We start from the raw sequence: 26,751 nt of genomic DNA, 5'->3' as shown, positions 1-26,751 counted from the left end.
GAGCTTCCTTCAGATTCCGCGTCACCACGGACACCCTTGCTTTCGGCTAATGGTTCGCATATCCCAACGCCCATAGCGGACTTGCACCGCCTAGCTAGTGAACATGCCCGGCACACATAAATTAAGACCTTCAGTTATTTGAAGGTCTTAATTTTTTTTATTGCAGTTATTGATCTGCAAATATATGTAAGTTTTACATATTGTCCATTGCTATTCGAATTGGAGATCTAAATGGAGGATAATTAGTTGATTTATGAAAGGGACAATCCATTTGATCACTAAGGTCTTTTATAATACCCTTCATGTAATCAATACGCTTTTTCGGAAAATAAAAACATATTTCTCCATTAAATTTTCGAGGGATCTTAGCAATATACATAGGAATGTTGTCATCAGGATAAATATGATTGAACTTCTTCGGATTTTGTACTACCTCCAGCCACTTAATATAACGTTCGATTAATAGATGGGCGATAATTCTATTAAGAATATAATTTATGCTACTAATATTACAATCCAAGAAATTAAACTCTTTGTCTCTGGTGATAGGATTTAATATTTCTTCTAAATGTGACATAAAGGCACCACGAAGAAAGATACTAAATTGTTCGTTCCTGCATACGAAATTGTAATTTTTAGATATTTTATTTTGATATTCGATTTTCCAAAAGGCATCAATATCTTCACATTCCATTTTCCATAAATTAAAAGCAAACGCATGTGGACATACATCACCGTTTTGTCTTGCTTTATTAAATATTTTCACACAATTGCTGTGTTCTTTAATAATTTTGCGGAGAATATAACGGGTTATAGCTTTATAAATAATTCTAGTTTGTTTATAAATTTCAAAGAAAATACTATCAATCCTATGTTTTTCATTGAAACCATAGAATGAAAATAGATGAGGAAAAGCCTCCATATAATTGTCTTTTAATTGCTGATAATCACTTTTTACATTAAAGATATCTGAATTGGAAGAAACCTTAATAACTCCATTGTTTAAAGTATCTTCATTAAAGGCATTAATTACTAATTTTGGTATAAGTCTCAGATAATCAACATCTTTATTATCTACCTGAAGATATTTTTTATAGTTATCAAAGGGATAAATTATATGGTATTTATGTACTTTGTGTCGAGGTAATTTTAGCCATGAATTGATAACTTTGTTTTGAATTTCAAGTGGTTTTTTCCATGATGAAAATAATGTTCTTATATTTTCTGAATCAAGAAAGTGGTAGCCACAGTTGCAACGGAAAGCCTCCTTGCTACCTTTATTAATAATATATTCAGGCATTAATTGATTACATTTTACGCACTTGTCAATTAACTTTTGCTCTGGATGAAAAGCACAATGATCAAAAATTATGAGTTGGTGTAATATACTATGGTATCCTTTACTTAAACAAATAGGGCAATAGGACAAATTGGAATAAAAAAAACTACTTTCATATCTAATATTAGGAATTATGCGGATTAGTTTCTCTACTAAGTTGTCATGGTATCCAATTAAATTTATTCCAATAATCTTTTGGCTCATTTTTGGATCAATACTGGAGAAATAAATCAAACTACGGTGGCGGTAGCCAGCATTTGAAATGTTTTTTAATTGTTTAACACTTTCATTTCCAATTAATTCTAAAATTGTATTTCCATCAATAGAATTGGCCCACATAAACTTCTCTAGTATTCCCCACGGTGATTCATAGTCCTGAATCCAATCGGAAGACCAAGTAAATTGAAAGGTCACAACTTTTCAGCCTCCTTATAAAAGATGTATTAAAAATTAATTAATTTGATACAATTCTGATTGGATATAGCCAGAATTATTTATAGCCTCTTCCCAATGAGTTTTCTCTATGGTAGGCAAATCTAAACCGTTATTTCCAAATCGTTTTAAAGCATATTCGACTGTTAAAGTTACATATTGCATTGGAATTTCTACTTTCTGAGGTAATCCAAATTCCCTTCTTAAATTAACAAAAACTCGAAATAAATCTTCGGCTGAATGTTGTAATCTATATCCTCTTGTAAAAGATTCAGAAAAAAAGTATTTAGTGAAGGACCAGTTACTATTTGAAGGGTATTCACAATAATCGTCATATCCTGTTAAACAAATCCTTAAATCATTTAGAGTTTCAATTCCCTTAAATTGATACTCATGGCTCATAAAGCGACCCACTATTTGAAATTTCTCTCCACTAATAAAAGCGGATCTTTGATGAACTAATTCTTTTTGTCCTACTAGAATAGTAGTTAAAGTTATACCGTATTGATCTAAATCGTTATATAGATCCATTAACCAATCATAGTGAATTTCTACCATTCTTTGTGCATCATCTATGAAAAAAATAATCTTATTATTGCCCGAAAAGTCAGCTCGCTCTACTAGAAATCTTAAAAGCCTTGTTCTCTTCATATTGGATTTCCCATTGGTGATTATTGAATGTCCCACAGAATTTAACAAATCTTCAAAGAAAAAATTTTCATTAGGGTTTTTATATTTACGACAGCGAACATGATAAATTGGCGTTTTTTCACCGAAGTCTTGTGGTAAACAATTAATTAAGTAGGATGTAGCCCTTGTTTTCCCAAGTCTAGGACGGCCATATATTATAGCACCCGGAGTTCTGTTTTCGACCCATCGAATAACTGTTTGATACATTCTATCAATCTCATTTGTTGAAATTAAATATTTCCCCGTCTCAATTGGATGTGTGCCTTTTGGTATATAAGGTCTTATTATATCTTTATTAGATTGATTGGATTCCAATATTTCTGACATTTTCGGACCTCCAATTAGAATATTATCGTTCTTTTTAAGATTCGCTTATCAATTTGATTATCTTTTGTTTCGGTTTCCTTTTGCTTTCTACCATTAGATAACTCGGAAAGATTTTCAAAATCCCCGTTATTATTGGCCCCTTTCTCTTCATTAGACTGTGCTTTTTGGTATCGTTCTGCTTTACTCTTTTGCTCTTTTTTTAGGGAAGCAAATTTATTTCTGTTTGTTTTATTTTTTTGTGCCTCCTTTTCTAAGTAGTTTTGGTAAACTTGAATTGGGTCATCAAATTGAGTGAAATGTATTAGCTTATTATTTTTTAATTTATTTATAGCTTTTCTAGTTCTGAGATCATGCGGTGTTATTCCCCATTTACCTATTGCACTTAAATTACCTAATTCACTACCATCTTCTAAAAATGCTTTTACAATCCTCAAATCATCCGTGTTGACTAGTAGTTTAAGTGTCTTATTAATTAAATGTGGGGAACGGTTTAATACTTCGTTCGTATATCTTACCCCTTCATAATTAATAAATGGTCTTCTTCCCTCTTTTTCGCTACCATTAACCCTTCTTGTAACTTTTAATGAAAAAAAGACTATCTCATTGCGTTTTTCTTCGGGTAGCTGGAGTATTGTCATTCCTCTAGCTACCCTTTGTTCAAAAACTTCTAATGGACTAAGATTACTATTACCTTCATGCGGACTAGCATTATATTCGGCAATTAACACATCTGTAAGTTCCTCAAGATGTTCAGCGGTAATTCTATATTTAATAGCATTTTCTTCTGAATTCCTTCTTTTTGGGTCTTTCGGGTTACTTCCAGTTGTAGAAGGTAACCTGTGAAATCCATTTTGCTCTAAAGTACGAAAAAATCTTTCTATAATAGGCCTTCGAACTGGAACAGCAACAGGTCCCATATTGATAGAACAACCAATTAAGTCAATAAGTTTTTCCTTTACATTTTTTGCAAGATTAGCTTTAGCATTGTCATAGCAAAACTCGTCCCATATACCAAAACTAGCTTCTGGAATTAAATTTGAAGGGAAGTTTGCTCTTTCCGAATAGTTTAATCCTTCAATTGTGAGTGTTTTCCTTTTCCACGGAAAAACGGCATTTCTAATACACATCAGGACATCATGTGCAGAATACTCTTTGTTCAAGCAAAGATGATATCCTAGTATTGCTCTTGTCGCTACATCCACAATGGAAAGAATCCATATCCGATTCATTACTTCAACAATCTCATCACCTTCCGGAGTTTTGAAAACTATTGCAATTGAAGTATCAATCCTATGACCGTCAAATTCCACTCGTTCAAGAGGCCTAATTATTAATGGATTGTTTTTGTTTCCAATACCGGTGTTTTTGGCAACCATAGCTGCTTGTTCACCATTACGTTTTGCTACTTCAACAAAATAGGTTTTTGATAATGTTCTTACATACCGTTCGAGTGATTTTTTTGCTAATGTATGTGTATTGAAAGGGTATTCATTCATTTTTATTCCCAATATCCTGCACTCATCAATAAACTTTTTGTGTAGGTTTTTAATATTAATGAGTGGATCGTTAATTTTGTACTTATTACTTTTTCTGTTTAAATATGAATCTATTATTAATTCTTTTAAACTTGGATATGTATCTAGTAATAAACTGAATGCACCGGTAAAATTATCCGATTCCTCTTCTTGATTTGTTGGAAAATGACTCCTGTTATAATCCTTTAATCTTTTATAAGGAATTAAAGCCCTGTAGCCCATTATTTGCTCAAACTCATCCTTTTCTAAGCACCTTCTTACGAATCGGTATATTTCACTTCTGTGTATCCCAGATTGTAGTTCTATTTCTGAAATTTTTGTCATTGTTGTCATTAGTAGGTCAATAGCCATTTTTCTGGCTAAAAAAATGTTTCTATCTTCATCATCTAGATTTTCAATTATTACTTGTGGCCAATTTGAAATGTCTAAAAAATGCTCTTCAATATCTAAATCTTCAAAAATTTTTCTAGGCATCAATCCACACCTCTGTATTTTTCCCGAAATATTTAAGTGCTATATCTGAACACACTTCACCTTGAAGTATCATTTTCCCAAGCGATATTAACAATCTATTTTGAGGAATTTTAGTCTCTGCAATTAGGGAACTTATTAGCATTTTCTTAGGAAAATGCTGCCTTAGTATTTTCATAATCTGATACCTATCAATCTCTATTTGTTGCTTTTGTTGTTTGTTTCCCTTCATTAATAGTTTTAAATTTGAAAGTAACAATTTGTTTGCCCGAATATATTCCTCTGTTCTTACATGGTGTTGAAATCCATGTTCATGACACCAATTTTTTTGAACAGTAATCTGGTTTTTTACTTTTTCTTTAGAGAGATCTGAAGAATATTTGACTTCTAAAAACTCTTCATTTCCATTATCATATTTCACCCACATATCAATAATCGATGTCTGTAATTTTTTATTTACATACGCTTCCATTAGAAAGGCTTGTTCACAAAAATCTACAATTTTAGGGTCTGATTCAACCAGTAACCAATGCTCATACTCTAAATCACTAAATAAATATACATCACGTTTTAACTTGGAACTATATGACAGCCATCTATTATTCCCAAACTTTTTACTTCCATCGGTAATTAATGGGTTATACATATAGAGTCCCCTTTTACTGTTAAAGTTTGAAAAATCAGAATTTTAAAGAGTTTAGACTTTCTTGTCTCAATTATAGGCAGTTTAGACTTTTTTGTCCATTTTTAAAGACAAAAAAGTACATACTAAAAAATCGTACGCACTGGTAAATCAATATTAAACAATATAAAATTAGTTTAGACTTTCCTGTCCTTTTACATTAACCCTCCCCTTGACTATTTCTAAAGTACTTTCTATCAATATAATCTACACTCATTTCAATCACATAATTTATGTATAAATTATTTTGTTTTGCAAACTCTCTAACTTTCATCAATAATTCGTGATCATAGGTTGTTTTAAATTGAACTCGATCCACAGGTCTCGATAATCTACTCATTTGTATTACTGGTGTGTTAAAAAGATTCTTCAAGCCATTTTCAAACAAATAATTAATCGTAGTATGCTGTTCTATTGCAGCTATTTTCAGTGTGTCCAGGATACATTTGCTAATATTTGTTCTAAAACTCACTCTAGAGCTAATTTGTTCATAATATGGAATGTCGCTATTATATGGTTGAACTGAATGTTGCGTCATATAAACTCGCTTTTTAACAACATAGTCATCAGCGTTTGCATCCTTATAAATAATCTCAGACAACTTTAAAACATCAGTTTTACCAGTAACCCAAATGCGATAAATTGGATTATCTTTCGTCCCCTTGAAAGTTGAAATTTTAGACTTTATTCCCCACTTTAGAAAGACAGATAATAGTCCATTCGCAAATGGCAAGCTCCCAGATGTAATATTCAAGTTATAACCATCTTTTGAAACCCAGCCATCCCCATCAATAACTCCACGAATAAACGATGGCAAGAACTCCTCTGGTACGTTAGGAAACGGCACGATTAACGATTTCTTTGCTCCAATGCCCATTTTTGCTAAATCCTGCTTTATTTCTTTTGAATTAATGATTAATGAAGGTGTTTGTTTGGTAGGTCCATATGGTGCTAATACATAATCAGCATCCATGTAGTTAACGATGATTTGAAGGATTCTTTCATCTTTCTGTGAGAAAACGATGCTATGCACATTTGAAATCACGGTGCCATCTGTAATAAACATTCCTAATACCCAAGCCATCTCATGGCTCCATACTTTGAAGTAGTTCTCGTTTACTTTATGCTTACGGGGCCGCCCTGACGATTTCTCACGATTCATCTGAACTCCATGCTTATACATTACGTCACGGATCCCTCTAGCTGAAATCCCTACAATCGGCTCCATTTCCTTGTATGGCATACCACTCTTATACATGCGTATAATATCGTCATCTGTAATACCAACATTTCTAGGCACTCCATTCATCCTCCCTATTCTTTTCGCTAGGTTGTGGATTCAGTGAAGTATTAACTACCTATATTATAACAGAAAAACAGAACTAATGTTCTGTTTTTGAAAAAAATATTTCAACTATTATTTGAACAACAACCTCTATAATAGCCCAACAAAAGTTAATACATAGCACTATTGTACAAATAGGCTCCTTATTTACACTCTCTTTGAATACAACCGTAACAACTGCTCATTTTCCTTTTGTACAGCAAAGTTAATATTCCTCGCCACACATAGGCGTTTATTCGGATTTTTCGGCGGTGCTGCTTTTTTGCGCAATTTCATCGTTACCCACACACCCTTTTTCCTTTGTTGCTATAGCTTATGCGAACTTATTAAAAAATAACATAAAAAAGCCCGTTTTTGTAAGGCATGTTGTTAAAATCTAAATGAGAAAAGAGCACAAAAAAAAGAGAGGGTAATTTTGAATTACCTTCCCTTTCTCTTATTGTGCTCGTCTAATAGCATCCCTGTCGTTGGCTTTCATTCGTCCAATTGAACGGTTCATATTAATAGTTGTCGGTCGTTTATTTGGGTTTCTAGGAGGCACATTACCGTGTCGGGAAGTGCTCTTCGCTTGCTTTTTCCCTGCATCTTTTGATGTCATTTGTACTGGCATTACTTCCACTCTCCTCTACTCTTTTCTTATTCTTATCATAACATATCCGATTCTTCGTTTCCATCTTCTATGTTATCTTCTTGCTCTTCATAACCATCCCAATCGTCATCATGCAAAAATTCTTCCTCATTTGATAACAGCCACATATCAAACGTATATAACATGTTTAACATAAGAGAAGCATCCGCTCCCGTTACTTCACTGCCCTTTCTCGAACTCACAACGAAGAGTAAGTTATAATACTCACCGAAGTAAGGGAATAACACAGAGGAAGAATCCTTTTCAAGTATTTCGATATTTTCTCCTTCTAGAAGCGTTTTGATCACCTGATTTTTTCGCATTCCTACTTCTCTCAGGCCAAAATTGTGGTCTTTAAGAATTTCCTCATATGCAGACACAATATTATTATGAAAGATTATTTCGTCAGCAGAAGACTCTACCAAATAGGAATAGACATCAAGTTGAAAAGAGGATGTGAAATTCCTTAAATATGAGAGAACAAATTCTTCATATTTCTCTGGAGTGAATTCAAATTCATCCAAATGCCATTTCTGGTCGCTTTTCGGCATCAGTTCATTGACTTTAATAAGTTTCTCACTCAATTCAATAAACGTTCCACGGTTCTTATTGATGCTTTCAACTAAACTCTCTTGCTTTAACTCATTTGTAAAGAATTTCGTAATATCTGGTGTCTGAAAAACAAATAAATCAATGATAACCACGCTAATGACAAGAGCAATCAAATACTCTAGCTTTGCTCCTACGTCCGGGAATACGTTGAATGCCCATAAGAAAAACGATGTAGCGACGACTACACCATAATATATTTTCCGGATGGCTACACGATGCTTTAAATAAAACTCTCGACTCCATATGTACAATCCGATACTAAAGGCAATTCCAATCATTAGTACGGAAAATATTGTGATCATATACCAGCTTGCTTCCAACCTCATCCCCCCTCAGTCTATCATTATACTTTATTATCTCTATTTCTCGGTAACTAGATCTATAGGTAAATTGCATCAAAAAAGAGAAGTCATAGGACCTCTACAACTTCACCTTTTTAACCACTCTTCAAAAAACTTCCGATAGCCTTCCTTCATGACCGTACTCGAAAAAGCATCAAACGCATAATCACGATTCTCCTTTGAAGCTTTAAACGGGACAGCAGCTGCCATATTCACTAATTCAAACCAATTCTTTTCATTTCCAGAGAAGGAATGACGTGAATTAATATGGCTATAACAAGGATGCTCTGGCTTAACAATCATTTTCCCCATTGCCAGTGCTTCCGTTAGCGGCATGGAAAACGTATCAAAGCTCGAGCTATTCCAATACACCTTGGCTGAATTCATTAAGCTAAATATCTCATCCTGGCTTAATGCAAATTGGAGCTTCACATTGCTCTGAATATCATACTTTTTCGTACTCTCTCGATATCGCTCCCCACCAAATACCATAAATACTTCTTTATCTGGATTCAGCCTTGCATACTCGATAACAAGATCTGGTCGTCTATTCTCCTCATCGCGACCGATCCATAATATCCGATTCTCGACCACGAGACTTGGATCATAATATTTACGCGAAAGCTCCTCGTTAAATCCAATCGGAATCACTGTAACATCCCCAACACCAAAATTCTGAACAAGTTCCTTTTTTAAAAAATCCGTTTGAACGATTGCTTTATCAACGATTTGATAAAAGGGCCTCATCATCTCATAGCCAGTTAAAGCTGGATCAGGAAAGCTGTGTGGAAACAGTACACTATTTTCTAAAAACATCTTTAAATATGTAAAACCCGCAACGGTGTAAATGACATGTTCGATATTTTGTGAATGGATCTGATCCAACACAATGTCATAATTCACAAGATCCGCTTTTTCAAATTCATACCCTGGAACCCAGTCATATCCGCTCACATGTCTTTCTGGTGAGATAAAAACAATTTCTATTCCTAACTCCGCTCCAATTTGTTTTAGGCGTTCAGCGAAAATGCGTGGACCTTGTGCTTCAGCAAATTGTGTTTTCCTCATCACCAATCCAACCTTAGTCATCTCTATCACCCTATTCCTTAGAAATCACAAAACCTTCCTAGCTTACGGAAGGTTTTGTAATGTGTATATTCTAAGTATACATGTTGTCTAAATAGAAATCATTCATTCAGCACTTCTACATTTTTGAAAAAGAATGTAGTTTCCTGTTTACTACTAGTTAATACAAATACATCCAATTGCGACTGTAAAGAGGCTATTTTGGCCTCCAACTCATACTCCTTCCACTCATCCGTTAATTGAATTTCTTCAGACTTTACTTCGTTTAAAAAGGTCCCTCTTGCATCTGTCTCCTCTATTTTCAAATAAACCTTTCCTTCACCCTTTAACGCCACTTTGTACTTAACGTTGATGGAAGTAGGTGCACTTGGTGTATGGACAAATCCCTCTCCTTCCTTCTCACCTGTCGTTTCTACTTTAAACTCCTGATTGGCCAATTCAGTGACAGTGGCACCAACACCAAAAAACTCAACTTTTTTCGTCTCTGCAGCTAATACAGAATGACCAATCAATAAGAAAATCAAACTAAAGACACCTATAAACTGGATTTTTCTCATTTGCTTTCCTCCTGGTTATTTAATAACAGCATCTAGTTTCCCTAAAGTAGCTGGTCCCGCTATTCCGTCCGCTTTCAACTTATATTTCTTTTGAAAGGCTATAACGGAATTCTTTGTTGTCGTATCATAAGTTCCATTGATTTTTCCTTTATAGATTCCCGCTTTCTTCAACTTATTTTGCATATCGGTTACTGCAGTACCTTTTGAACCTACTTTTAAAGTCGGATATTTCTTTACCGCTACAACAGCTGTTTTTGCTGGAGCAGCAGCTTTAACAGGGGTAATAACCGAATCGAGCTTTCCTAAAGTAGCAGGTCCTGCTATTCCATCCGCTTTCAACTTATATTTCTTTTGAAAGGCTATAACCGCATTTTTAGTAGTTGTGTCATAAGTGCCATTTATTTTCCCCTTATAGATACCGGCAGTCTTTAGTTTATTTTGCATGTCAGTAACAGCCGTACCTTTAGAACCTGCCTTAAGGGTTGGATATTTTTTAACTGGTGTAACAACCTTAGACGCAGGTGCTGGAGTAGGTGCTTTTACTACCGGTGCTGGTGTCGGAGCCTTGACCACAGGTGTTGTCTGCTTCGGTGGCGGAGCAACAGCTTCCTGCGCTGGGGCTGAGATGGCACCAGGCGTACTAGCTGGTGGGTCATTCACAACCGGTTGTTGTGTAACAGGAAGTGTGGAAACTCCGACTTTTAATACTTGTCCAACATAGATCATATCCGAAGTTAATTGATTTAATTCTTTTAATTGGGTTACACTCAGCTTGTGATCCGTTGCTATTTTCCATAAAGAGTCGCCAGACTTGACCGTATAGGTTGACGTCGTTGGTGTAACCGTGCCCACCTGTTCCTTTGGTTGCGTAGGGTTTGTAGGAGTTACCTGGATTTGATCATCAGCCATCCATGTCTTATACGATTGCCATATAGACGCATTTTCTTGGCCCAAACTCCAGCTTCCTGTACCTTTAATATTGTACTTATGAATAAGTTCGAATTTCGCTTGAATGGAATTAGCATTTTCATACCAGATATGATAAGTTCCTGCTGTTAATGTTTTCCCAGCAATTGTCGTCGTTGGATCCCCTGGGTCAATCGTAATCGTCGCTTTCGCGGACTTCGTTTTTTCATCAAAGGTTACTGTACCACCGTACTTCTTTAGTAGCTCATCTACCCGTACATTTGAAATACCTGTACCGCCAACAGCTTCTCCTTCTTTCCAATACCGTCCATAAAATGGAACTCCAAGGACAACCTTATCCGCTGGAACTCCTTGATTAAGCGTATACTGGATTGAACGTTCGACCCAACTGTAACTTGCAACTGGACCCTCAGGACTTCCTTCATAGCTCTCATCATATGCCATTACCATGAGATAATTGGAGTACTTAGCTAATTCTTTATAATCATAAGAACCATGCCAACCCTTTGTCCATCCATTTGGATTAGCAGCTACAGCCACTGAAACCTCTTTGCCCTCGGGTAGTTTTGTTCTAAGTAACCTTACTAAATCAGTGTAATTATCCCGATCCACTTCGGTCACGTTTTCAATATCGACCTGCACACCATCTAGATTATTTTTAATAATAAAATCGGCAATTTGAGTCGCTAATTGTTCTCGATTTGCCAAAGCTGAACGACCAACCGTTCTGTCCCAATGATTACTTAAAAAAGGAACTACTTTTATACCTCGCTTATGCATTTCAGTGACAAAGTTTGGATCGAATTGGGAAGTGACCTTTAAAGAGCCATCAGGATTAATATCAAAGTAGCTTGGTGAAACGAGACTTAAGTTTCCTTGGGTTTTATCCACCTGAGAGATATAAGACTGCGTATTGCCAAAATACAGGTACGACATATTAAAATCCACTTCATGTGCAGACGCTTGTTTCATAGGAAAACTAGCAAGAAGAGTAGCACCAGCCACAACAACAATCGTCGCCACTTTTAATTTTGGCATATGTTTTTTAACAAACGAAATGGCATTCTCTCTCATCTTTTCATTACCATCTTTTTTAAAAAAGCCTATTTCTGATGCAAATTCTGTATCATACTGTCCACTAGGTTGCTCGATGTAGAGAACAATCTTCGTTTCTCCATTGACTTCCAATAATTCAAATCGATCAAAATCCATCGAATTCAATATCCATCACCTCGTAGCATTATTATTGCTTAACTGCTTATGGGTTATTTATGCGAATCCAACAGATTTTTAACTTACTCCTTCTTTTTGTATAATAAAAGTAAATTCTAATCAATTCATAGAGGAGCCATTATGCGAAACCTTGAACGGCAGCTACAACTGTCAATTAAAGAATGCGATAGATTAAAAAAAGAAAATCTTCAATTAAAAAATCTTTTAAGAGCTCATAATATTGAATTTAAACCTCACCATACGTATGAACCTTCAAATAACAATTTAAGCAACAAGAAAAGATTAAAGAAAGAATTCAAATATACAAAAATCTGTTTAAAGGTAGGACCGATGTATATGCAATACGTTGGGAATCAAAAACCGGAAAATCAGGTTATTCTCCAGCATGTGAATTAGAATGGCATCCAACTTTATGCAAAAAGCCAACAATTAAATGTGCCGATTGTCAGCATCGGAAATTACTTAAACTTACGGACAATGTCATCTATGAACATCTTACAGGAAAACATACTATTGGCCTTTACCCACTACTAGAGGATGAAAACTGTTGGTTTTTAGCTGTTGACTTTGATAAAAAGAATTGGCAAAAAGATGTTCGAGTTTTTATGAATACATGCAGAACATTAAATGTACCAGCTAGCATTGAACGGTCACGTTCTGGAAATGGTGCGCATGTTTGGATCTTTTTTTCTGAAACAGTTCCTGCTTCTATAGCCCGTAAACTAGGTAATGTTTTATTATCACATACGCTCGAAAAAAGGTATGAAGTAGGAATGGACTCCTTCGATCGTTTATTCCCTAATCAAGATACCTTGCCTAGGGGTGGGTTTGGAAATTTAATAGCACTTCCTCTTCAAAATGGGCCAAGGAAAAGCGGGAACAGCGTTTTTATCGATGAGAGTTTTATACCGTATCCAGATCAATGGCTCTATTTAGAAAATGTGGAGAAAATAAATCTAGTTGTCATCCAAAATATAATTAAAAAATTTGGCCAAAGAAATAGAACCCCTAATCTTGTACAAGAAAACAATAAGTTAATTGAGGATAAGTCCCAAGTTAATGTTCCTACCAAAATAGAAATAATTGAAAAAAATGGATTGCATATTAACAAAGAAGCTCTTCCCTCCTTCTTTATTCAAAAACTCATTCACTTATCAACTTTTAGAAACCCGGAATTTTTCAAAGCACAAGCGAAACGTTTATCCACCTATGGCATCCCAAGAAATATTATCTGCTGTGAAGAATTAGATGATTTTTTAATATTGCCTCGTGGTTGTAGAGAGGACTTAATCAAATTATTGGATGAGTACTCTATAAAGTATAATTTTAAGGAACATACAAATTCTGGAGTTAAATTATCTTTAAGTTTTAATGGAAAGTTGAGGACGGAGCAAGAACAAGCAGTGAAAAAACTTAAAGAGAATCCTGTAGGAATTTTATCAGCTACTACGGGATTTGGAAAAACCGTAATTGCTGCTGCACTAATAGCAAACAGAAATGTAAACACATTAATTATTGTTCATAGGAAACAATTAATAGACCAGTGGAAAGAACGCTTATCCACTTTTTTAGATATAGACGATCAGGAAATTGGGCAAATGGGTGGAGGAAAAAACAAACTGACAGGAATAGTTGATATTGCCACTATTCAAAGCCTGAATTATAAAGGCGAGATTAAAGATGAACTATCTCAGTATGGGCAAATAATTGTCGATGAGTGCCATCATATCTCTGCATTTAGTTTTGAGAGTGTTCTGAAAAAGTCAAACGCTAAATTTATACATGGGTTAACTGCTACTCCAACTAGGAAAGATGGGCTACAACCAATTATGACAATGCAATTAGGACCTATACGGTATAAAGTAAATGCAAAAAACCAATCCAAAATTCGACCATTTGAACATAGATTGGTAACTAGATACACAAAATTTAAGTGCTCAGAGAAGGCAATGAATAAAGATATCCAAACATTATATAAAGAAATGATTGTGGACAACCATCGTAATCAGTTAATTTTTGATGATGTTCTAAAAGAATTAGAAAAAGGGTCTGCTCCCCTAATTCTAACGGAAAGATTAGAACATGTTCGTGACTTAGAATTTAAATTTAAAGGATTTGCAAAAAATATCATTGTGTTAACTGGCGGAATGAGCAAAAAAGAAGAAAGAGAAAAGCTTAAGAAATTAGGAGCACTTGGCAATCATGAAGAACGATTAATCAGCGCGACCGGAAAATATATCGGAGAAGGTTTTGATCATGCCCGATTGGATTGTTTATTTCTAGTTATGCCTTTTTCTTGGAAAGGTACATTGCAACAATATGTTGGAAGACTACACCGTCTACATGAAGAAAAGTCAGCAGTTAAAGTCTATGATTATGTAGATCATCACGAACCTATGTTAAAGGCAATGTATGATAAGAGATTAAAGGGATATCATTCAATGGGCTATAAAATCATGGAAAAAGAAACAGACATCGCAACTACCGCTGAGCAAATGAAACTATTTTAAGGAACTTGGCTCGAATTTTTTACAACTTCATATCTCTTAAGATAATGGCCTCCAAGTATTGGAGGTCTTTTATTATAAAACTACAAAATATTACCTCCGCATTTCACCCCAAATATCTGTTACAATTTTGAAGGTCGAAAACTATAATGGAGGAATAGCTATGAATAAACGAATGCTCCTCCTTTCCTTGGTAATCATCATTACCTTTATTGGAGGTTTCTTTGCAGGAACTCTATTTCCAACCCATGACTCAGAGAAAATAAAAATCGGGAATCTTCCCCAATCAAATAAACAAACGAAACAAAAAGATGTACCTCAGCTCACGGAAGAAAAGGTTCTTATCGGTTATGTACAGGATTATCGTGATCCTAATAAAATTCCGTATGATCAATTGACCCATGTGATCTTTTCCTTCGCTCATCCAACAAAGGATGGTCAGCTGTTATTCAACGGCGAGCAACCTGTAAGTAATTTAAGAACCATCACAGCAAAAGCTCATGCTACCAATACAAAAGTGATGCTAGCTATCGGTGGCTGGTACCATATACACGGCGGAGAGTCGTATTCATATTTTAAAGCGGCCATCGCTACTCCAAATACTCGCCAAAAACTTGTTCAAGAGATCAATCGTGTTGTTCAACAAGAGAATCTTGATGGCATCGATATTGATTTTGAACACCCACGTTCAAATGAAGACGCGCAATACCTCGCCGCTTTTGTGAAAGACTTACGAGGCGTGCTCAAAGATAAAGAATTATCGATCGCTGTGAACGCTAAGATTCATAGTGTTGCAGGAACAGAGATTAATAATGTGATATATGAACCATCTATGTTCGCAAATGTGAATCATGTGAACATCATGGCTTATGATGGACAATGGGATGGGGAATACAACGCAGCAAATTTGTCTCCATATAAATTCAACGAACAAATCGTGAATTATTGGACGAAATTATTTGAAGCCAATCAATTATCGAAAGAAAAGCTTGTATTAGGAATTCCTTCTTATGCTCAACCTGAGGATCCGAACATTAAACAAGTTTCTTATAGCGCAATAATCAATGCAAACCCTGCAAATGCTGGTACAGATAAGGTTGCTTTAAACGGGACAATCTATCATTATAACGGGACAAATACGGTACAAAAGAAGGTTGATTTAGCCCTTCAAAATGGTCTCGGTGGGATGATGCTTTGGGAAGTTGGTCTCGATGCAGAAGGTGCAAATAGCTTATCAAGTGTGATTGCAAAGAAAATCAAATCAAACAACCTTTATACTTTAAAATAGAAGACTCTTTTCTCAAACTTTGTGGCTATGCAAGCTAAAATACATCTACTCATGCATTGATTATATAATTCAACGGCTAAGAATTAGTGAGAAAAGAGCTTACAAACATTATAATAAGCACAAAATAGCTAATTACACGTTAAAATCGGCTTTAAGATTTTAACAACAATCCTTACTGAAGCACCTAAATAGAAAAAGGTCTAGGACTCAAAATCCTAGACCTTTTTCCTCACTTACCATCAACAATTTCTTTCAAAATCTCATATGAGCGCTTTTGTTTCTCTGGATCAAATAGATAAGAAACAGCCATAATCTCATCCACATTATACTTCTCTTGAAACTTAATTAACTGTTCTTTCACACTGCTTTTACTACCTAATAAGGTCACGCTAGACATCTGTGTGGCCATTTGTTTTTCCGGAGGACTCCACAGAGAATCCATGTTTTCAATCGGAGGACTTAAAGGCTTTTGTGTCCCACGCACAACATTCAAGAAAAATTGTTGCATCGTAGTTTGCTCTAGTTTTGCTTCTTCATCCGTTTCTGCAGCAATCACATTAAGACATACCATCATATATGGTGCATCGAGGTATTCAGAAGGCTCAAATCGATTTCTGTAGATTGAAATGGCCTCTTCCATATACCTTGGAGCAAAATGAGAGGCAAACACATACGGTAACCCTAGCTTCGCCGCTAAATAGGCAGAATCAGTAGAAGAGCCTAAGATGTAAATTGGAATGTTTGTACCTACACCAGGATAGGCTTTTACATAATCCTGTTTCTCTGCTGGACCAAAATAGGTTAACAAAGCATTAACATCCTCTGGGAATGTAAACACTGAATCATTTTTAGAGCGTCTCAACGCACTTGCAGTCATCATATCCGTACCAGGCGCTCTACCAAGACCTAAATCTAACCGTCCTGGATAAATCGTCGCCATGGTGCCAAATTGCTCAGCAACAACTAGCGGCGAATGATTTGGTAGCATTACACCGCCTGAACCAACGCGAATTGTTTTTGTATGTTCTAACGTGTGTTTTATTAAAATGGAGGTAGCTGAGCTAACAAGCGTTGGTGTATTATGATGCTCAGCAATCCAGTAACGTGAGTAGCCCATTTCCTCTGTTGCTTGAGCAAGTTCAACCATCGCATCTATTGCTTCTTTAGCACCCTGCCCTTGTCGAATAGGGGCAAGATTTAAGACCGAAACGGGGATATTTATATTTGTCATTTTAAAAATCCTTTCTTAATCATCATTCTCCCTTATATTAACAACTGCATCACCAGATTCAAAATTTAATGCTTACTAACAGAAAAAGGCAACTCTCACTTTTAATGGAGAGTTGCCCTTTTCTTATATGTTTTGAACGAGTAGCTTATGAAATTCATTTGCCTCTAATGGTTTAGAGAATAAATACCCTTGCATCAAATGACAGCCGTTTCGAATCAGATACTGTTTTTGATGTTCCTCTTCAACACCTTCAGCAATTATGTCTAATTTCAAGCTTCTTGCTAAATTAATGATCCCTTCAGCAATTTCTGAATTATTGCCGTTTTCACCTATACTCTTTATAAAAGATTGATCGATTTTCAAAGTATTAATTGGAAGTTTTTGAAGATAACTCAATGAGGAATATCCTGTTCCAAAATCATCAACTGAAATCGAAACACCTAGTTGATTGAATTCCTCTAGTGCTTCTATCGTTTCACTCATGTTATTTAAAAGAGCACTCTCAGTAATCTCCAGCTCCAATAATTCTGGTGGGAATTGGGTATCATTCAGCTTTATTTTTACACAATCGACTAAATTTCGAGCCTCCATAAACTGTACCGCAGATACGTTAACAGAAACCGTCAATTTTTCATCCAATAAATCATTCCATTCTTTCATTTGAATCATGGCTTTTCTTAAAACAAACTCAAATAAAGGCTGGATTAAACCTGAGTCCTCAGCAATCGGGATAAATACAGCTGGAGAAACAAAGCCCAATTTCACATCATTCCAACGTACCAATGCTTCTGCTCCAATAATTTTACCGGAAGCGGCATTCATTTTCGGCTGATAATAGACATCCAGTACTTCATCTTCGATCGCTTTTCTTAGACTTGCTTCTATCTCAATTCGCTCTAAGCTTACATTACTTTCATTCGGATTATATACGACAAAACGATTTCCACCTTGTTTCTTTGCTGCATACATCGCCATGTCTGCGTTAATAATTAACTGATCCATATTTGTGGTATGGTGCGGATAAAAACTAATACCACAGCTTGAACCGACATAGATTTCACGCTCTCCTAGATCAAATGGCTTCCTTACATGTAGGATTAATTTATTTGTCATCTCTTTGACTTGCTCTTCGCTTAAATTCTCCGTCAAAATGATGAACTCGTCACCACCTTGTCTTGATACAACACAATTATAGTCGGTTAAAAGTTCTTTAATTCTTTCAGAAATTAGCTTAATTAGCAGGTCACCCGTTTTGTGCCCCATCGAATCATTAATATGCTTAAATCGGTCGATGTCCATAAAAATAACACCAATGACATGATTGTTTTGATTCGCCACATTTATTAGATCGCTTAATTTCTCTTGAATAAAGCGTCGATTTGGCAAAGAAGTAAGTGGGTCATGATAAGCCTGGAACTTTATTACTTCCTGACTGCTTTTCAAATCGTCTACATACGTTTTCAAATCACGCGACAATTCGTTTACATTAGCAACTAAGTGACCCAATTCATCCTTACGATTCAAGGTTAACATTTTTCCGAATTTCCCTTGAGCAATTTCATTAACATGATCAACAATCCGCGCGATCGGCTTTGTAATCGAATTGGAGAAAATAAAGCTAAAGCATAGAACTACGATCATGAACACAAGTGAAGAAAAAAGGTAAGCTTTTAATTCCTTGTTCAATTCTCTATCAATCATCGTGTTATCATAGACAAATCCAATGACATATGACTCATCATTTTGTTCGTTGATTGGCACGAATGCTTTTCTTACGTCTTTTCCATTAATAATTTCATTATAGCTCTTCACTTCATTTGTCGCTAAAGCTGATTGAATATATTTCTGATCCTTGGCCGTATTTTCATAATCATAGGAACCATACCAGATTGGCTGTTCTGATATTCGGATAAAACTATTTCCGTTGAGATGAACTTCCAGCTCTTCATTTCCAAAAGAATCTGGATTAAATACGGTTAATTCCAGCACCCCTTCGAGTTGATTCGTTACCTGTTCCATAATATTAGTTGGCCCAAAGCGTTCCTCGTACTCTAGAATCTCGTTATCTCGAAAATACGGATCGATAATATAATTTGTTGTCCCATCATAATAATAGCCCCATTTGTCAGTATGATCAGGATTGCTTGAAGCGATTTCAATTGGACCAGACCAATAATCCTTTAACGTTAAACCTTCTTCTACCGTTACCGGTTTTCTTGCAAAAAGCTGTTGAAATGCATCATACCAATAACCCCATTCCTTCGTGGAAAGACCGATTTCATGAGGGTCAGATGATTTAACTCCAACAATATCATCTTCGGTTTTGGCAAGAAGAGTAATATGAGAAATATTTAATTCCTTCGCTAAGGCCACCAGCTGTTCGTTCGTCACATCTTCATGACGAGGTGGAAGATTATTTTGAATCGCAATGGATGCTGTTCGAAGCTCTCTCCCGACTATATTTTCGACATATTGAGAACCGTTTTTCGCATTTTCCACCTGATAAGATACTTGCTGAGCAAGTAAGGATATCTCACGATCATAATTCTCAAGCAAACTATTTTTTGCACGAAAAAAATGATGCATATTATTAGCTATTAATATAAGGAGTACTAAAATTGTAAAAAGAATAGGAATTTTTTTCTTTATAGACACAATGCATGCCTCCGATAGTCATAACTTGATTGCAATAAAAACTGCACGAAAAACTATTATACCATAATTTTAATGAGATTTTCCTATTTACAATAGCCTTATATTAAATAAGTTTTTTTCAAATTTTAGGTCCAAAGAACTCCGTTTATTACAGAGATATTCAAGATTCCATTACTACCATAGGTACGCTCAGATTTCTCATAATATATTGTCTGCAAATTTTTTCACTCTAATCTAACTCTTGAATATTTAAATGGGTTCGAAGCCAAATCACATTCTCTAAAATTATAATTTATCTGCAAGAGCAATCACGTAAAAGCAGAGAGCCTGTTTCCATTAATTTCTAATTTACCTAATATACTAAAAATGGGTCATTGTCACCATTTAGGAGAGTCGAATCTATTCACTTTTAATCTAAAATTATGTATAATAAGATTGAATCAAACGCATATATTAAAAAAGACCGTTTGGTGCTGGTAACACCAAACGGTCCATGCAATAGAAGGTCCTATCAAGGGGATCAGCTATTAAAGGGATAATCCACCTACGGTTGGTCAACTCAAGGGTGGGTTATTTTTTTTGGTTAAATGACAGAACTGCGACTATTAAGCTTGCAAACGCACACGCAAACATTAAAGCTTCGGATACCGCCACCAGCAGCACCCCCTTTCTTGGGGAGCGTGCTGACCACCCTTGAGTTACCTATTTCTATTGCATTTCCATTATATCACATATAAGGGAATGCCTGTTCCATTTTTTACTAATTCTTGAAAATCCGTACTTTTTTCTCATTTGCTCAACGAATCACGAATTATTTAAATATAACAGAAATAATTTCGTCCATCGTCATATTGCTATCTACTTCAAACGTTCCTGGCTTTAATTCGTTGGACAAGCCTCTTTTTTCAACCTCATGGAAGAATGTCATCGCATCGTCCAGGATTTTCCCCTGTTCTAATGCATTTCCAACATCAATACTTGTCATTCCAGATGCAACATTTACAATCGTTCGAGAGACAACTTCAGCATCTTTCTTCGGTTGTTCCTCTTTAGCTGTTTCTTCTTTAGCTTTGTCTGTCGTAGCTTCTTTTTTCTGTTCTTCGATAGCAGTTAATTGCTTCTCCCACTCGGCATTCGTTAAAATGACATACCCAGAGTTAGCTAAATTTGTTTTCATTTCTTCTTCAGTAAGAGCAGTAGCTTTTTTACTGTTATTTTCACCTTTTGATGAACCAGAGAAGTATACTGCACCACAAACGCCTGCACTAATAAGAAGACCTGCAGCAAAGCTATTCACAATATTAGCCTTCATTTGCTACCTTTCTCCCTTCATTTTTAGTTACATAAGGTGCAATCAATTGTTCCACTTCATGCTGCTCAAGATCGAATTTCGCAGCAATGCCTTCTAGTGTGTAATTTCTCTTATACAAGTCTAGAATTTCTCGAAGTAAATGGAGTTCCTCTTTTGTCATACCTGCTCGTTGTGCATTAATTTCACTCTCAAGCTCGAGGCTCCTGATTTGGCCCTGCAATTTATTAACTTCCTCCATCATAGACATGTATACTGTATCAATTTCACGCTGTTCAGCCTTAGCCGCTTGTTTACTTTTATAATATGAAAATACGAAAAGTAAAGCAGCCACGATGAATAAAGCTGATAATGCCCATCCCATCTCTAAATATCCTCCTTTAACTAAAAACATATTCCTGCAAGATAACATTATACCTTCTATTTCGTATTTTTTCGATCAAATTCTACAAAATCCTTCAAAAGTCAGGATGAATTTCGATGGATGAATAGGAAGGCTTTTACAAAAAGACTTTTTTGCTTTAGGAACTTATAATCTTTAAGAAAAACAACAAAAAAAATACAGAGAGTAGCTTTCTCTGCATTTAATGTGGTTTTAAAATGACCTTGATACAGTTATCGGTTTTTGTATCAAAAAATTCGTAACCCTTTTTTGCATCAGCTAAAGGAAGTCTATGGGTTACGATATCAGCAAGATTCACTTTCTCTTCACTTACTAATCCATAAAGCTTAGGAATAAGCGGAATGACATGGGCCTGTCCCATCTTCATTTCTACATTTCTTTGGAAAATGTCCCCAAGAGGAAATGCATTGTAACGCATCCCATACACGCCTGTTAATTGAATCGTGCCACATTTTCGTACTGCTTGTGCAGCCATCACAATTGCACCCATCGCTCCACCTTGAAGCTTTAGACCCGTTTCGATCATTTCAATCGGTCTCATTTTTCCATCCATTCCAACACAATCGATGACCACGTCTGCTCCACCCTTAGTCATTTCCTTTAAATACTCACCAGTGTGTTTCTGTTCTTCAAAGTTCACGATTTCCACGTTATTCGTTCTTTTCGCATGCTGTAAACGATAATCAATGTAGTCAACCGCGATGACACGTTCTGCTCCCTTTAGCCATGCAAACTTCTGTGTCAGCAAACCAATGGGACCACATCCAAGCACAATCACAGTATCTCCTTTTTTCACCCCAGCGTTTTCTACACTCCAGTAAGCAGTTGAAGCAGCATCAGAAAGGAGAACTAACTGTTCATCTTCAACTTCACAATCATCTGGTAGTTTATAAGGTGTAAAATTACCATAAGGTACGCGCAAATATTCTGCTTGCCCACCAGCATATCCGCCCGCTGTTTCAGAATACCCAAAATACGCTCCCATATCTCCATGTGGATTTGCTTCATCACATTGACTCGTATAACCCTGACTACAATACCAACAATGGCCACAGCTAATATTAAAAGGAACAATAACACGATCCCCTTTTTTAACACTTTTTACTTCAGGACCAACCTCCTCAACAATTCCCATCGGCTCATGTCCTATGATAAAGTTCTCTGGCATATTTGGAATCATTCCGTGGATTAGATGAAGATCGGAACCACAAATTGCTGATGTGGTTACTTTTATGACGATATCGTCTGCTTTTTCAATTTTCGGATCATGTACTTCCTTGACTTCAACATCTTTAAAACCTTGATATGTAACAGCCTTCATAATTGTACCTCCTTTTGACCAATTTAATGGGTATTACAAGAGTCCATCTTCAATAATTTTTCCAAGAAAGAGAAACTTTACTGATATCATGATTCTTTTTTAAGAGGTAAATTATTCCGAATTCAAAAAAAACTCCTACTGGGTTAGCAGGAGTTTTTTACTTATTCGTATTCTTTTTCGAAAGTTCTTGTACTTCTAGTAGTATCGATTGGTCGGACAAGCTTCTCAATCTGTTCACGCTTCGTTTCTAAAAATGGAGGAAGAGATAGTTTTTCACCAAGTGTTTCATATGGTTCGTCTCCCATAAATCCAGGGCCGTCGGTCGCAAATTCAAAGAGAATCTGTGGAGCCACTCTTGCATACAGAGACTCAAAGAAGTGACGGTTTACATAGCCTGATGTACTGAATCCAAAGCTTTCCATTCTTTCAATCCATTCTTCAAGTACCAAGCGGTCCTCTACTCGGAAAGCAGCATGATGGACCGTACCAAAGCCTTGTTGAGCTGGTGGTAAAATGGTGTTGTATTCCACAACGACTTGCGCTCCATTTCCGCCTTCACCGACTTCAAACAAATGAAGGGAACCGTCTGTTGCGATTTCCTTAAATAATAGTACTTGTTCAAGAACTTGCTTGAAGAAATCAAATTGCGCTACACGTACAAAAATCGGTCCTAGACCAGTAATCGCGTATTCTAATGGAATAGGTCCATCTTGCCATGGTGTTCCCGATGCTACACCCGCATTGTTTTCATCTGAAATCAATTGGTATTGTTGGTCATCAAAATCGACAAAAGCCAGCGTTTTCTTCCCAAAAAGTTCTTTGATGCCTGTATGCTTAACTTCTAGTCGGTCGAAACGTTTTACCCAATAATCTAATGCTTTATCTGTTGGTACACGAAAAGATGTTTTGAAAATCTCGTTATTCCCATGAACACCTTTTGGAATCCCTGGAAAATCAAAGAATGTCATATCGGTTCCAGCACTACCTTTATCATCTGCAAAGAACAGGTGGTATGTTTGGATATCATCCTGATTGACTGTCTTTTTAACTAAACGCATTCCTAACACATATGTGAAAAATTCATAGTTCTTTTCTGCGCTACTTGTAATTGCTGTTACATGATGTATTCCTTTTAGTTCATTCATTGTCTTAGCCTCCAAAATGTATTTTATGCCTTAATGCGGAAATTACCCACATTCGATATCTCAATTTAATATATCTTGAATTCGAGATAATAATATCATTGATACAATTTATTGTCAACTGGATACAAAATTTCGGAATTCCTTTTAATTGTACTTAAAAAAGACACATTCTATAAAAGAATGCGTCTTTTCCTAATAGACTACTCTGTTTCATACTTCAGCCAATCAGAGCCGTTGATTTTGTTCGAAACGTCAATGATTTTTTGTTTCACTCGATCCCGTTCTGCTCCCTCTAACATCGTTGGACGATAATCATTTCTATTCGTCTGAGAGGAAATTGAAAATGGGACCACATTGATTTCTTTCGTATCTGTCAGCTCGCCATTTTCTAAATGGAAGGTTTGCTGGAATACAAAAGTATCTTTATCGTCTGGGTTGCGATTGCCTCCAAACATAAAATTACCTAAGCTATAAACAATAAATTTACCATTATACTCTTCAATCCCTTGCACTACATGCGGATGATGACCAAGAACTAAATCCGCTCCACTATCTACAGTAAAACGTGCGAGCGATTGTTGTGATGCAGTTGGAACATATTCCCGTTCTACACCCCAATGAAAATGAACAAGGACAATTTGTGCCCCTTGATTTCTTAATTCCTCAATATCCTTAGAAACTTGACTTCGAATTTCAGTTGTATCTGCCCAGCCCTCATAGCCAAGTGCACCGATTTTCACATCTTTAATAGTCGTAACATATTTGTTGTCATATCCAAAGTAACCAATATTCGCATTTTTTAAAGTTTTAATCGTATCATCGTAGCCTTGTTGTAAGTAATCATGAATATGATTATTAGCAAGATTCACTGACTCAATTCCACCAAGCTTTAATATTTCAACGTAAGATGGATCTCCTTTAAAGCGGAATTTCTTCACAGCTTTTTGACTAGCGTTTGTCAAAGTGGTTTCCAGATTCACTGTGGTCAAATCATCATTTTTAAAAATATCATTTAAGCCACCCACAAAATGAGAGAGACCATTTTTATCAGCTTCATGCACAAAAGAACCATTATAACCAAATGATTCATCGGTTCCGATCGTAAAATCTCCAGCAGCACTTATTTTAATCGTAGTCTCATAATTGGGCTCTACTTTTGGCTCAGGTTGGACATTGGACTTTGGTAAAACCGTATGATTCACTTCACCTTTATCCGCTACACTACTGTTATTATTCGAATTTAAATAGCTTAAAAGAAACACTCCCGCTACAAATAAACAAATAACAACGGTAATGATAATAAAATTGATACTGCTTCGACGTTGCTCTTTTCTTGTATTTTTTCTACTCTCCATGCAACGAATAACCCCTTTTAAAATTATCGATAAATATAAGGACAAATTGGTTTCTGTCTTCCAGAAACCAATACTTATATACTACCATCTGAGGTCTTATATAAAAAGAAAAAATATGAAAATATTACAATTAATACCCACTCCCTATTCTGGAATAGAAAGAACAATTCTACCGAAGTGTTTCCCTTGCTCCATTTGTTTGTGAGCTTCTTCTACTTCTTCAAGTGGAAATACTTCTGCAACTGTAGGTTTTAGTTGATGCTCTTCGAATAAGTCGAGCATCTTTCGAAATTCTTCTGGATTTCCCATTGTTGTACCCATTATATGGAGCTGCTTAAAGAAAATATGAGGCATTAAAAGCTTATTTATAGGACCTAAAGTAGCACCAAAAGAAACGATTTTACTACCCGGATTAGCTAGATAAATCAAATCCTTAAATGTGTCACCACCAATACTATCGATGGCCAAATCCGCCCCACCTGATAGAGCTTTTAGTTCCTTGACCCAATTTTCATTTTTATAATTCACACCACCTGTAGCTCCTAGCTTTAATGCTTTTTCAATTTTTTCATCACTGCTAGACGTTACAAAAACCTTTGCCCCAAGTGCAGCAGCAATTTGAAGAGCGACAGTAGCTACTCCACCACCGATGCCTGGAATGATAACGGTATCTCCTTTTTGAACTTGTCCTTTCGTTACAACTGCTCGATAGGCGGTCAAGCCTGCAAGTGGAAGCGCTGCTGCTTCCTCCCAAGTCAGATGCTTTGGCTTTGAAAAGACATTTTCAGCCGGTAATTTAATGTATTGTGCGTATGTACCATCAATCGGCACGCCTAGAACAGAGAAGTTTGGGTCAGGGAATTTAGGATTGTCGCCCCAGCCCATTGCCGGATTAATGACAACCTCACTACCAATCTCAAATCCTTCTACTCCCTCTCCAAGTTCTGAAATGATACCTGCTCCGTCCGAACCGGGAATAGAAGGAACTTGGATTCCCGGATAGAGACCTTGGCGGATAAATACATCCCGACGATTCAAAGCTGCTGTACGAAGACGTATAACGATTTCACCCGCACCTGCTTTGGGCATTTCCCTTTCTTCATAAAAAAGATTTGCTATTTCTCCACCTGGCTTTACTTTATCCTTCAAAACCATTGCTTTCATATATTTCCCTCCATTGATATAATTTTCTAAATATTACGTATATCATAACATATTTCTACCAAATCTTATGGCTTGGACAATTAAAATGCTTCTATGGATTCAGTCTCTAACTTTAGAGTTTTATCTAAAACTTTTGATTGAAAGTACTTTCTAGTCATTGTATTTTAA

Annotated in this window: 22 protein-coding genes; 3 read left to right on the top strand and 19 right to left on the bottom strand. The window is 36.0% G+C overall.

The window, feature by feature from the left end; genetic code table 11:
• Positions 1–193: 193 nt before the first annotated feature.
• The 11 genes from FAR12_RS16605 to FAR12_RS16565 form a co-directional block, all read right to left on the bottom strand.
• Positions 194–1,753: a hypothetical protein gene (locus tag FAR12_RS16605; protein WP_185819432.1), complete on the bottom strand. Its 1,560-nt coding sequence runs from the start codon at positions 1,751–1,753 to the stop codon at positions 194–196.
• Positions 1,754–1,789: 36 nt separating this feature from the next.
• The gene (locus tag FAR12_RS16600; RefSeq protein WP_126409931.1) at positions 1,790–2,788 is read right to left on the bottom strand and encodes an ATP-binding protein; all 999 of its coding nucleotides are present in this window, start codon (positions 2,786–2,788) and stop codon (positions 1,790–1,792) included.
• 14 nt (positions 2,789–2,802) lie between these two features.
• The gene (locus FAR12_RS16595; RefSeq protein ID WP_126409930.1) at positions 2,803–4,797 is read right to left on the bottom strand and encodes a transposase; all 1,995 of its coding nucleotides are present in this window, start codon (positions 4,795–4,797) and stop codon (positions 2,803–2,805) included.
• A complete protein-coding gene (locus FAR12_RS16590) occupies positions 4,790–5,440 on the bottom strand; it encodes a TnsA endonuclease N-terminal domain-containing protein (protein WP_126409929.1) in 651 nt (216 codons plus the stop codon). The genes FAR12_RS16595 and FAR12_RS16590 overlap by 8 nt, the downstream gene beginning before the upstream one ends.
• 196 nt (positions 5,441–5,636) lie before the next feature.
• Positions 5,637–6,776 carry an LAGLIDADG family homing endonuclease gene (locus tag FAR12_RS16585; protein WP_170972236.1) on the bottom strand — a complete coding sequence of 380 codons (1,140 nt, stop codon included), beginning with the start codon at positions 6,774–6,776 and terminating at the stop codon, positions 5,637–5,639.
• Positions 6,777–6,968: 192 nt separating this feature from the next.
• Complete coding sequence (locus FAR12_RS24005; protein ID WP_281275687.1) at positions 6,969–7,097, bottom strand: hypothetical protein; 129 nt, start codon at positions 7,095–7,097, stop codon at positions 6,969–6,971.
• Positions 7,098–7,257: 160 nt separating this feature from the next.
• Positions 7,258–7,431 carry a hypothetical protein gene (locus FAR12_RS23530; RefSeq protein WP_170972235.1) on the bottom strand — a complete coding sequence of 58 codons (174 nt, stop codon included), beginning with the start codon at positions 7,429–7,431 and terminating at the stop codon, positions 7,258–7,260.
• 35 nt (positions 7,432–7,466) lie between these two features.
• The gene (locus tag FAR12_RS16580) at positions 7,467–8,381 is read right to left on the bottom strand and encodes a type II toxin-antitoxin system SpoIISA family toxin (protein ID WP_170972234.1); all 915 of its coding nucleotides are present in this window, start codon (positions 8,379–8,381) and stop codon (positions 7,467–7,469) included.
• Positions 8,382–8,489: 108 nt separating this feature from the next.
• Entirely contained in the window at positions 8,490–9,491 is a 1,002-nt protein-coding gene (locus FAR12_RS16575; protein ID WP_126409926.1) for a glycosyltransferase, read from the bottom strand.
• 98 nt (positions 9,492–9,589) lie between these two features.
• A complete protein-coding gene (locus FAR12_RS16570; RefSeq protein ID WP_126409925.1) occupies positions 9,590–10,045 on the bottom strand; it encodes a hypothetical protein in 456 nt (151 codons plus the stop codon).
• Positions 10,046–10,060: 15 nt separating this feature from the next.
• Complete coding sequence (locus tag FAR12_RS16565; protein WP_170972233.1) at positions 10,061–12,184, bottom strand: glycosyl hydrolase family 18 protein; 2,124 nt, start codon at positions 12,182–12,184, stop codon at positions 10,061–10,063.
• Positions 12,185–12,325: 141 nt separating this feature from the next.
• Here FAR12_RS16565 and FAR12_RS23855 point away from each other — a divergent pair, with 141 nt between their 5' ends.
• The 3 genes from FAR12_RS23855 (at position 12,326) to FAR12_RS16555 (ending at position 16,000) form a co-directional block, all read left to right on the top strand.
• On the top strand, positions 12,326–12,601 hold the full coding sequence (locus tag FAR12_RS23855) for a hypothetical protein (protein WP_246010422.1): 276 nt from the start codon (positions 12,326–12,328) through the stop codon (positions 12,599–12,601).
• A complete protein-coding gene (locus FAR12_RS16560) occupies positions 12,487–14,715 on the top strand; it encodes a TOTE conflict system archaeo-eukaryotic primase domain-containing protein (RefSeq protein ID WP_425456190.1) in 2,229 nt (742 codons plus the stop codon). Before FAR12_RS23855 ends, FAR12_RS16560 begins: the two co-directional genes overlap by 115 nt.
• A 160-nt stretch (positions 14,716–14,875) precedes the next feature.
• Positions 14,876–16,000, top strand: coding sequence for a glycoside hydrolase family 18 protein (locus FAR12_RS16555; RefSeq protein ID WP_126409923.1), 1,125 nt, complete (start codon positions 14,876–14,878; stop codon positions 15,998–16,000).
• A gap of 229 nt (positions 16,001–16,229) precedes the next feature.
• On the opposite strand, the gene FAR12_RS16550 is transcribed toward FAR12_RS16555, so the two are convergent.
• The 8 genes from FAR12_RS16550 to FAR12_RS16515 all read right to left on the bottom strand — a co-directional run bounded on the left by FAR12_RS16550 (position 16,230) and on the right by FAR12_RS16515 (position 26,583).
• Positions 16,230–17,231: an LLM class flavin-dependent oxidoreductase gene (locus FAR12_RS16550; protein WP_126409922.1), complete on the bottom strand. Its 1,002-nt coding sequence runs from the start codon at positions 17,229–17,231 to the stop codon at positions 16,230–16,232.
• Positions 17,232–17,354: 123 nt separating this feature from the next.
• The gene (locus tag FAR12_RS16545; protein ID WP_126409921.1) at positions 17,355–19,886 is read right to left on the bottom strand and encodes a putative bifunctional diguanylate cyclase/phosphodiesterase; all 2,532 of its coding nucleotides are present in this window, start codon (positions 19,884–19,886) and stop codon (positions 17,355–17,357) included.
• A gap of 811 nt (positions 19,887–20,697) precedes the next feature.
• Positions 20,698–21,198, bottom strand: a complete 501-nt coding sequence (locus FAR12_RS16540; protein WP_126409920.1) for a hypothetical protein — start codon at positions 21,196–21,198, stop codon at positions 20,698–20,700.
• Positions 21,188–21,559 (bottom strand): hypothetical protein, encoded by a 372-nt coding sequence (locus FAR12_RS16535; RefSeq protein ID WP_126409919.1) that lies wholly within the window; start codon positions 21,557–21,559, stop codon positions 21,188–21,190. The genes FAR12_RS16540 and FAR12_RS16535 overlap by 11 nt, the downstream gene beginning before the upstream one ends.
• Before the next feature lie 220 nt (positions 21,560–21,779).
• Positions 21,780–22,919 carry a zinc-dependent alcohol dehydrogenase gene (locus FAR12_RS16530; RefSeq protein ID WP_126409918.1) on the bottom strand — a complete coding sequence of 380 codons (1,140 nt, stop codon included), beginning with the start codon at positions 22,917–22,919 and terminating at the stop codon, positions 21,780–21,782.
• A 161-nt stretch (positions 22,920–23,080) separates the two neighbouring features.
• On the bottom strand, positions 23,081–24,064 hold the full coding sequence (locus tag FAR12_RS16525) for a ring-cleaving dioxygenase (protein WP_126409917.1): 984 nt from the start codon (positions 24,062–24,064) through the stop codon (positions 23,081–23,083).
• A 200-nt stretch (positions 24,065–24,264) separates the two neighbouring features.
• Positions 24,265–25,419, bottom strand: a complete 1,155-nt coding sequence (locus tag FAR12_RS16520; protein WP_126409916.1) for a CapA family protein — start codon at positions 25,417–25,419, stop codon at positions 24,265–24,267.
• A gap of 144 nt (positions 25,420–25,563) precedes the next feature.
• On the bottom strand, positions 25,564–26,583 hold the full coding sequence (locus FAR12_RS16515; protein ID WP_126409915.1) for a quinone oxidoreductase family protein: 1,020 nt from the start codon (positions 26,581–26,583) through the stop codon (positions 25,564–25,566).
• Positions 26,584–26,751: the final 168 nt, after the last annotated feature.

It is taken from the genome of Bacillus yapensis, assembly GCF_005280205.1.
In the GTDB taxonomy this organism is placed as follows: domain Bacteria; phylum Bacillota; class Bacilli; order Bacillales; family Cytobacillaceae; genus Robertmurraya; species Robertmurraya yapensis.
The sequence above is the reverse complement of the archived record's forward strand: the minus strand, read 5'-3'. Positions and strand labels throughout refer to the sequence as shown.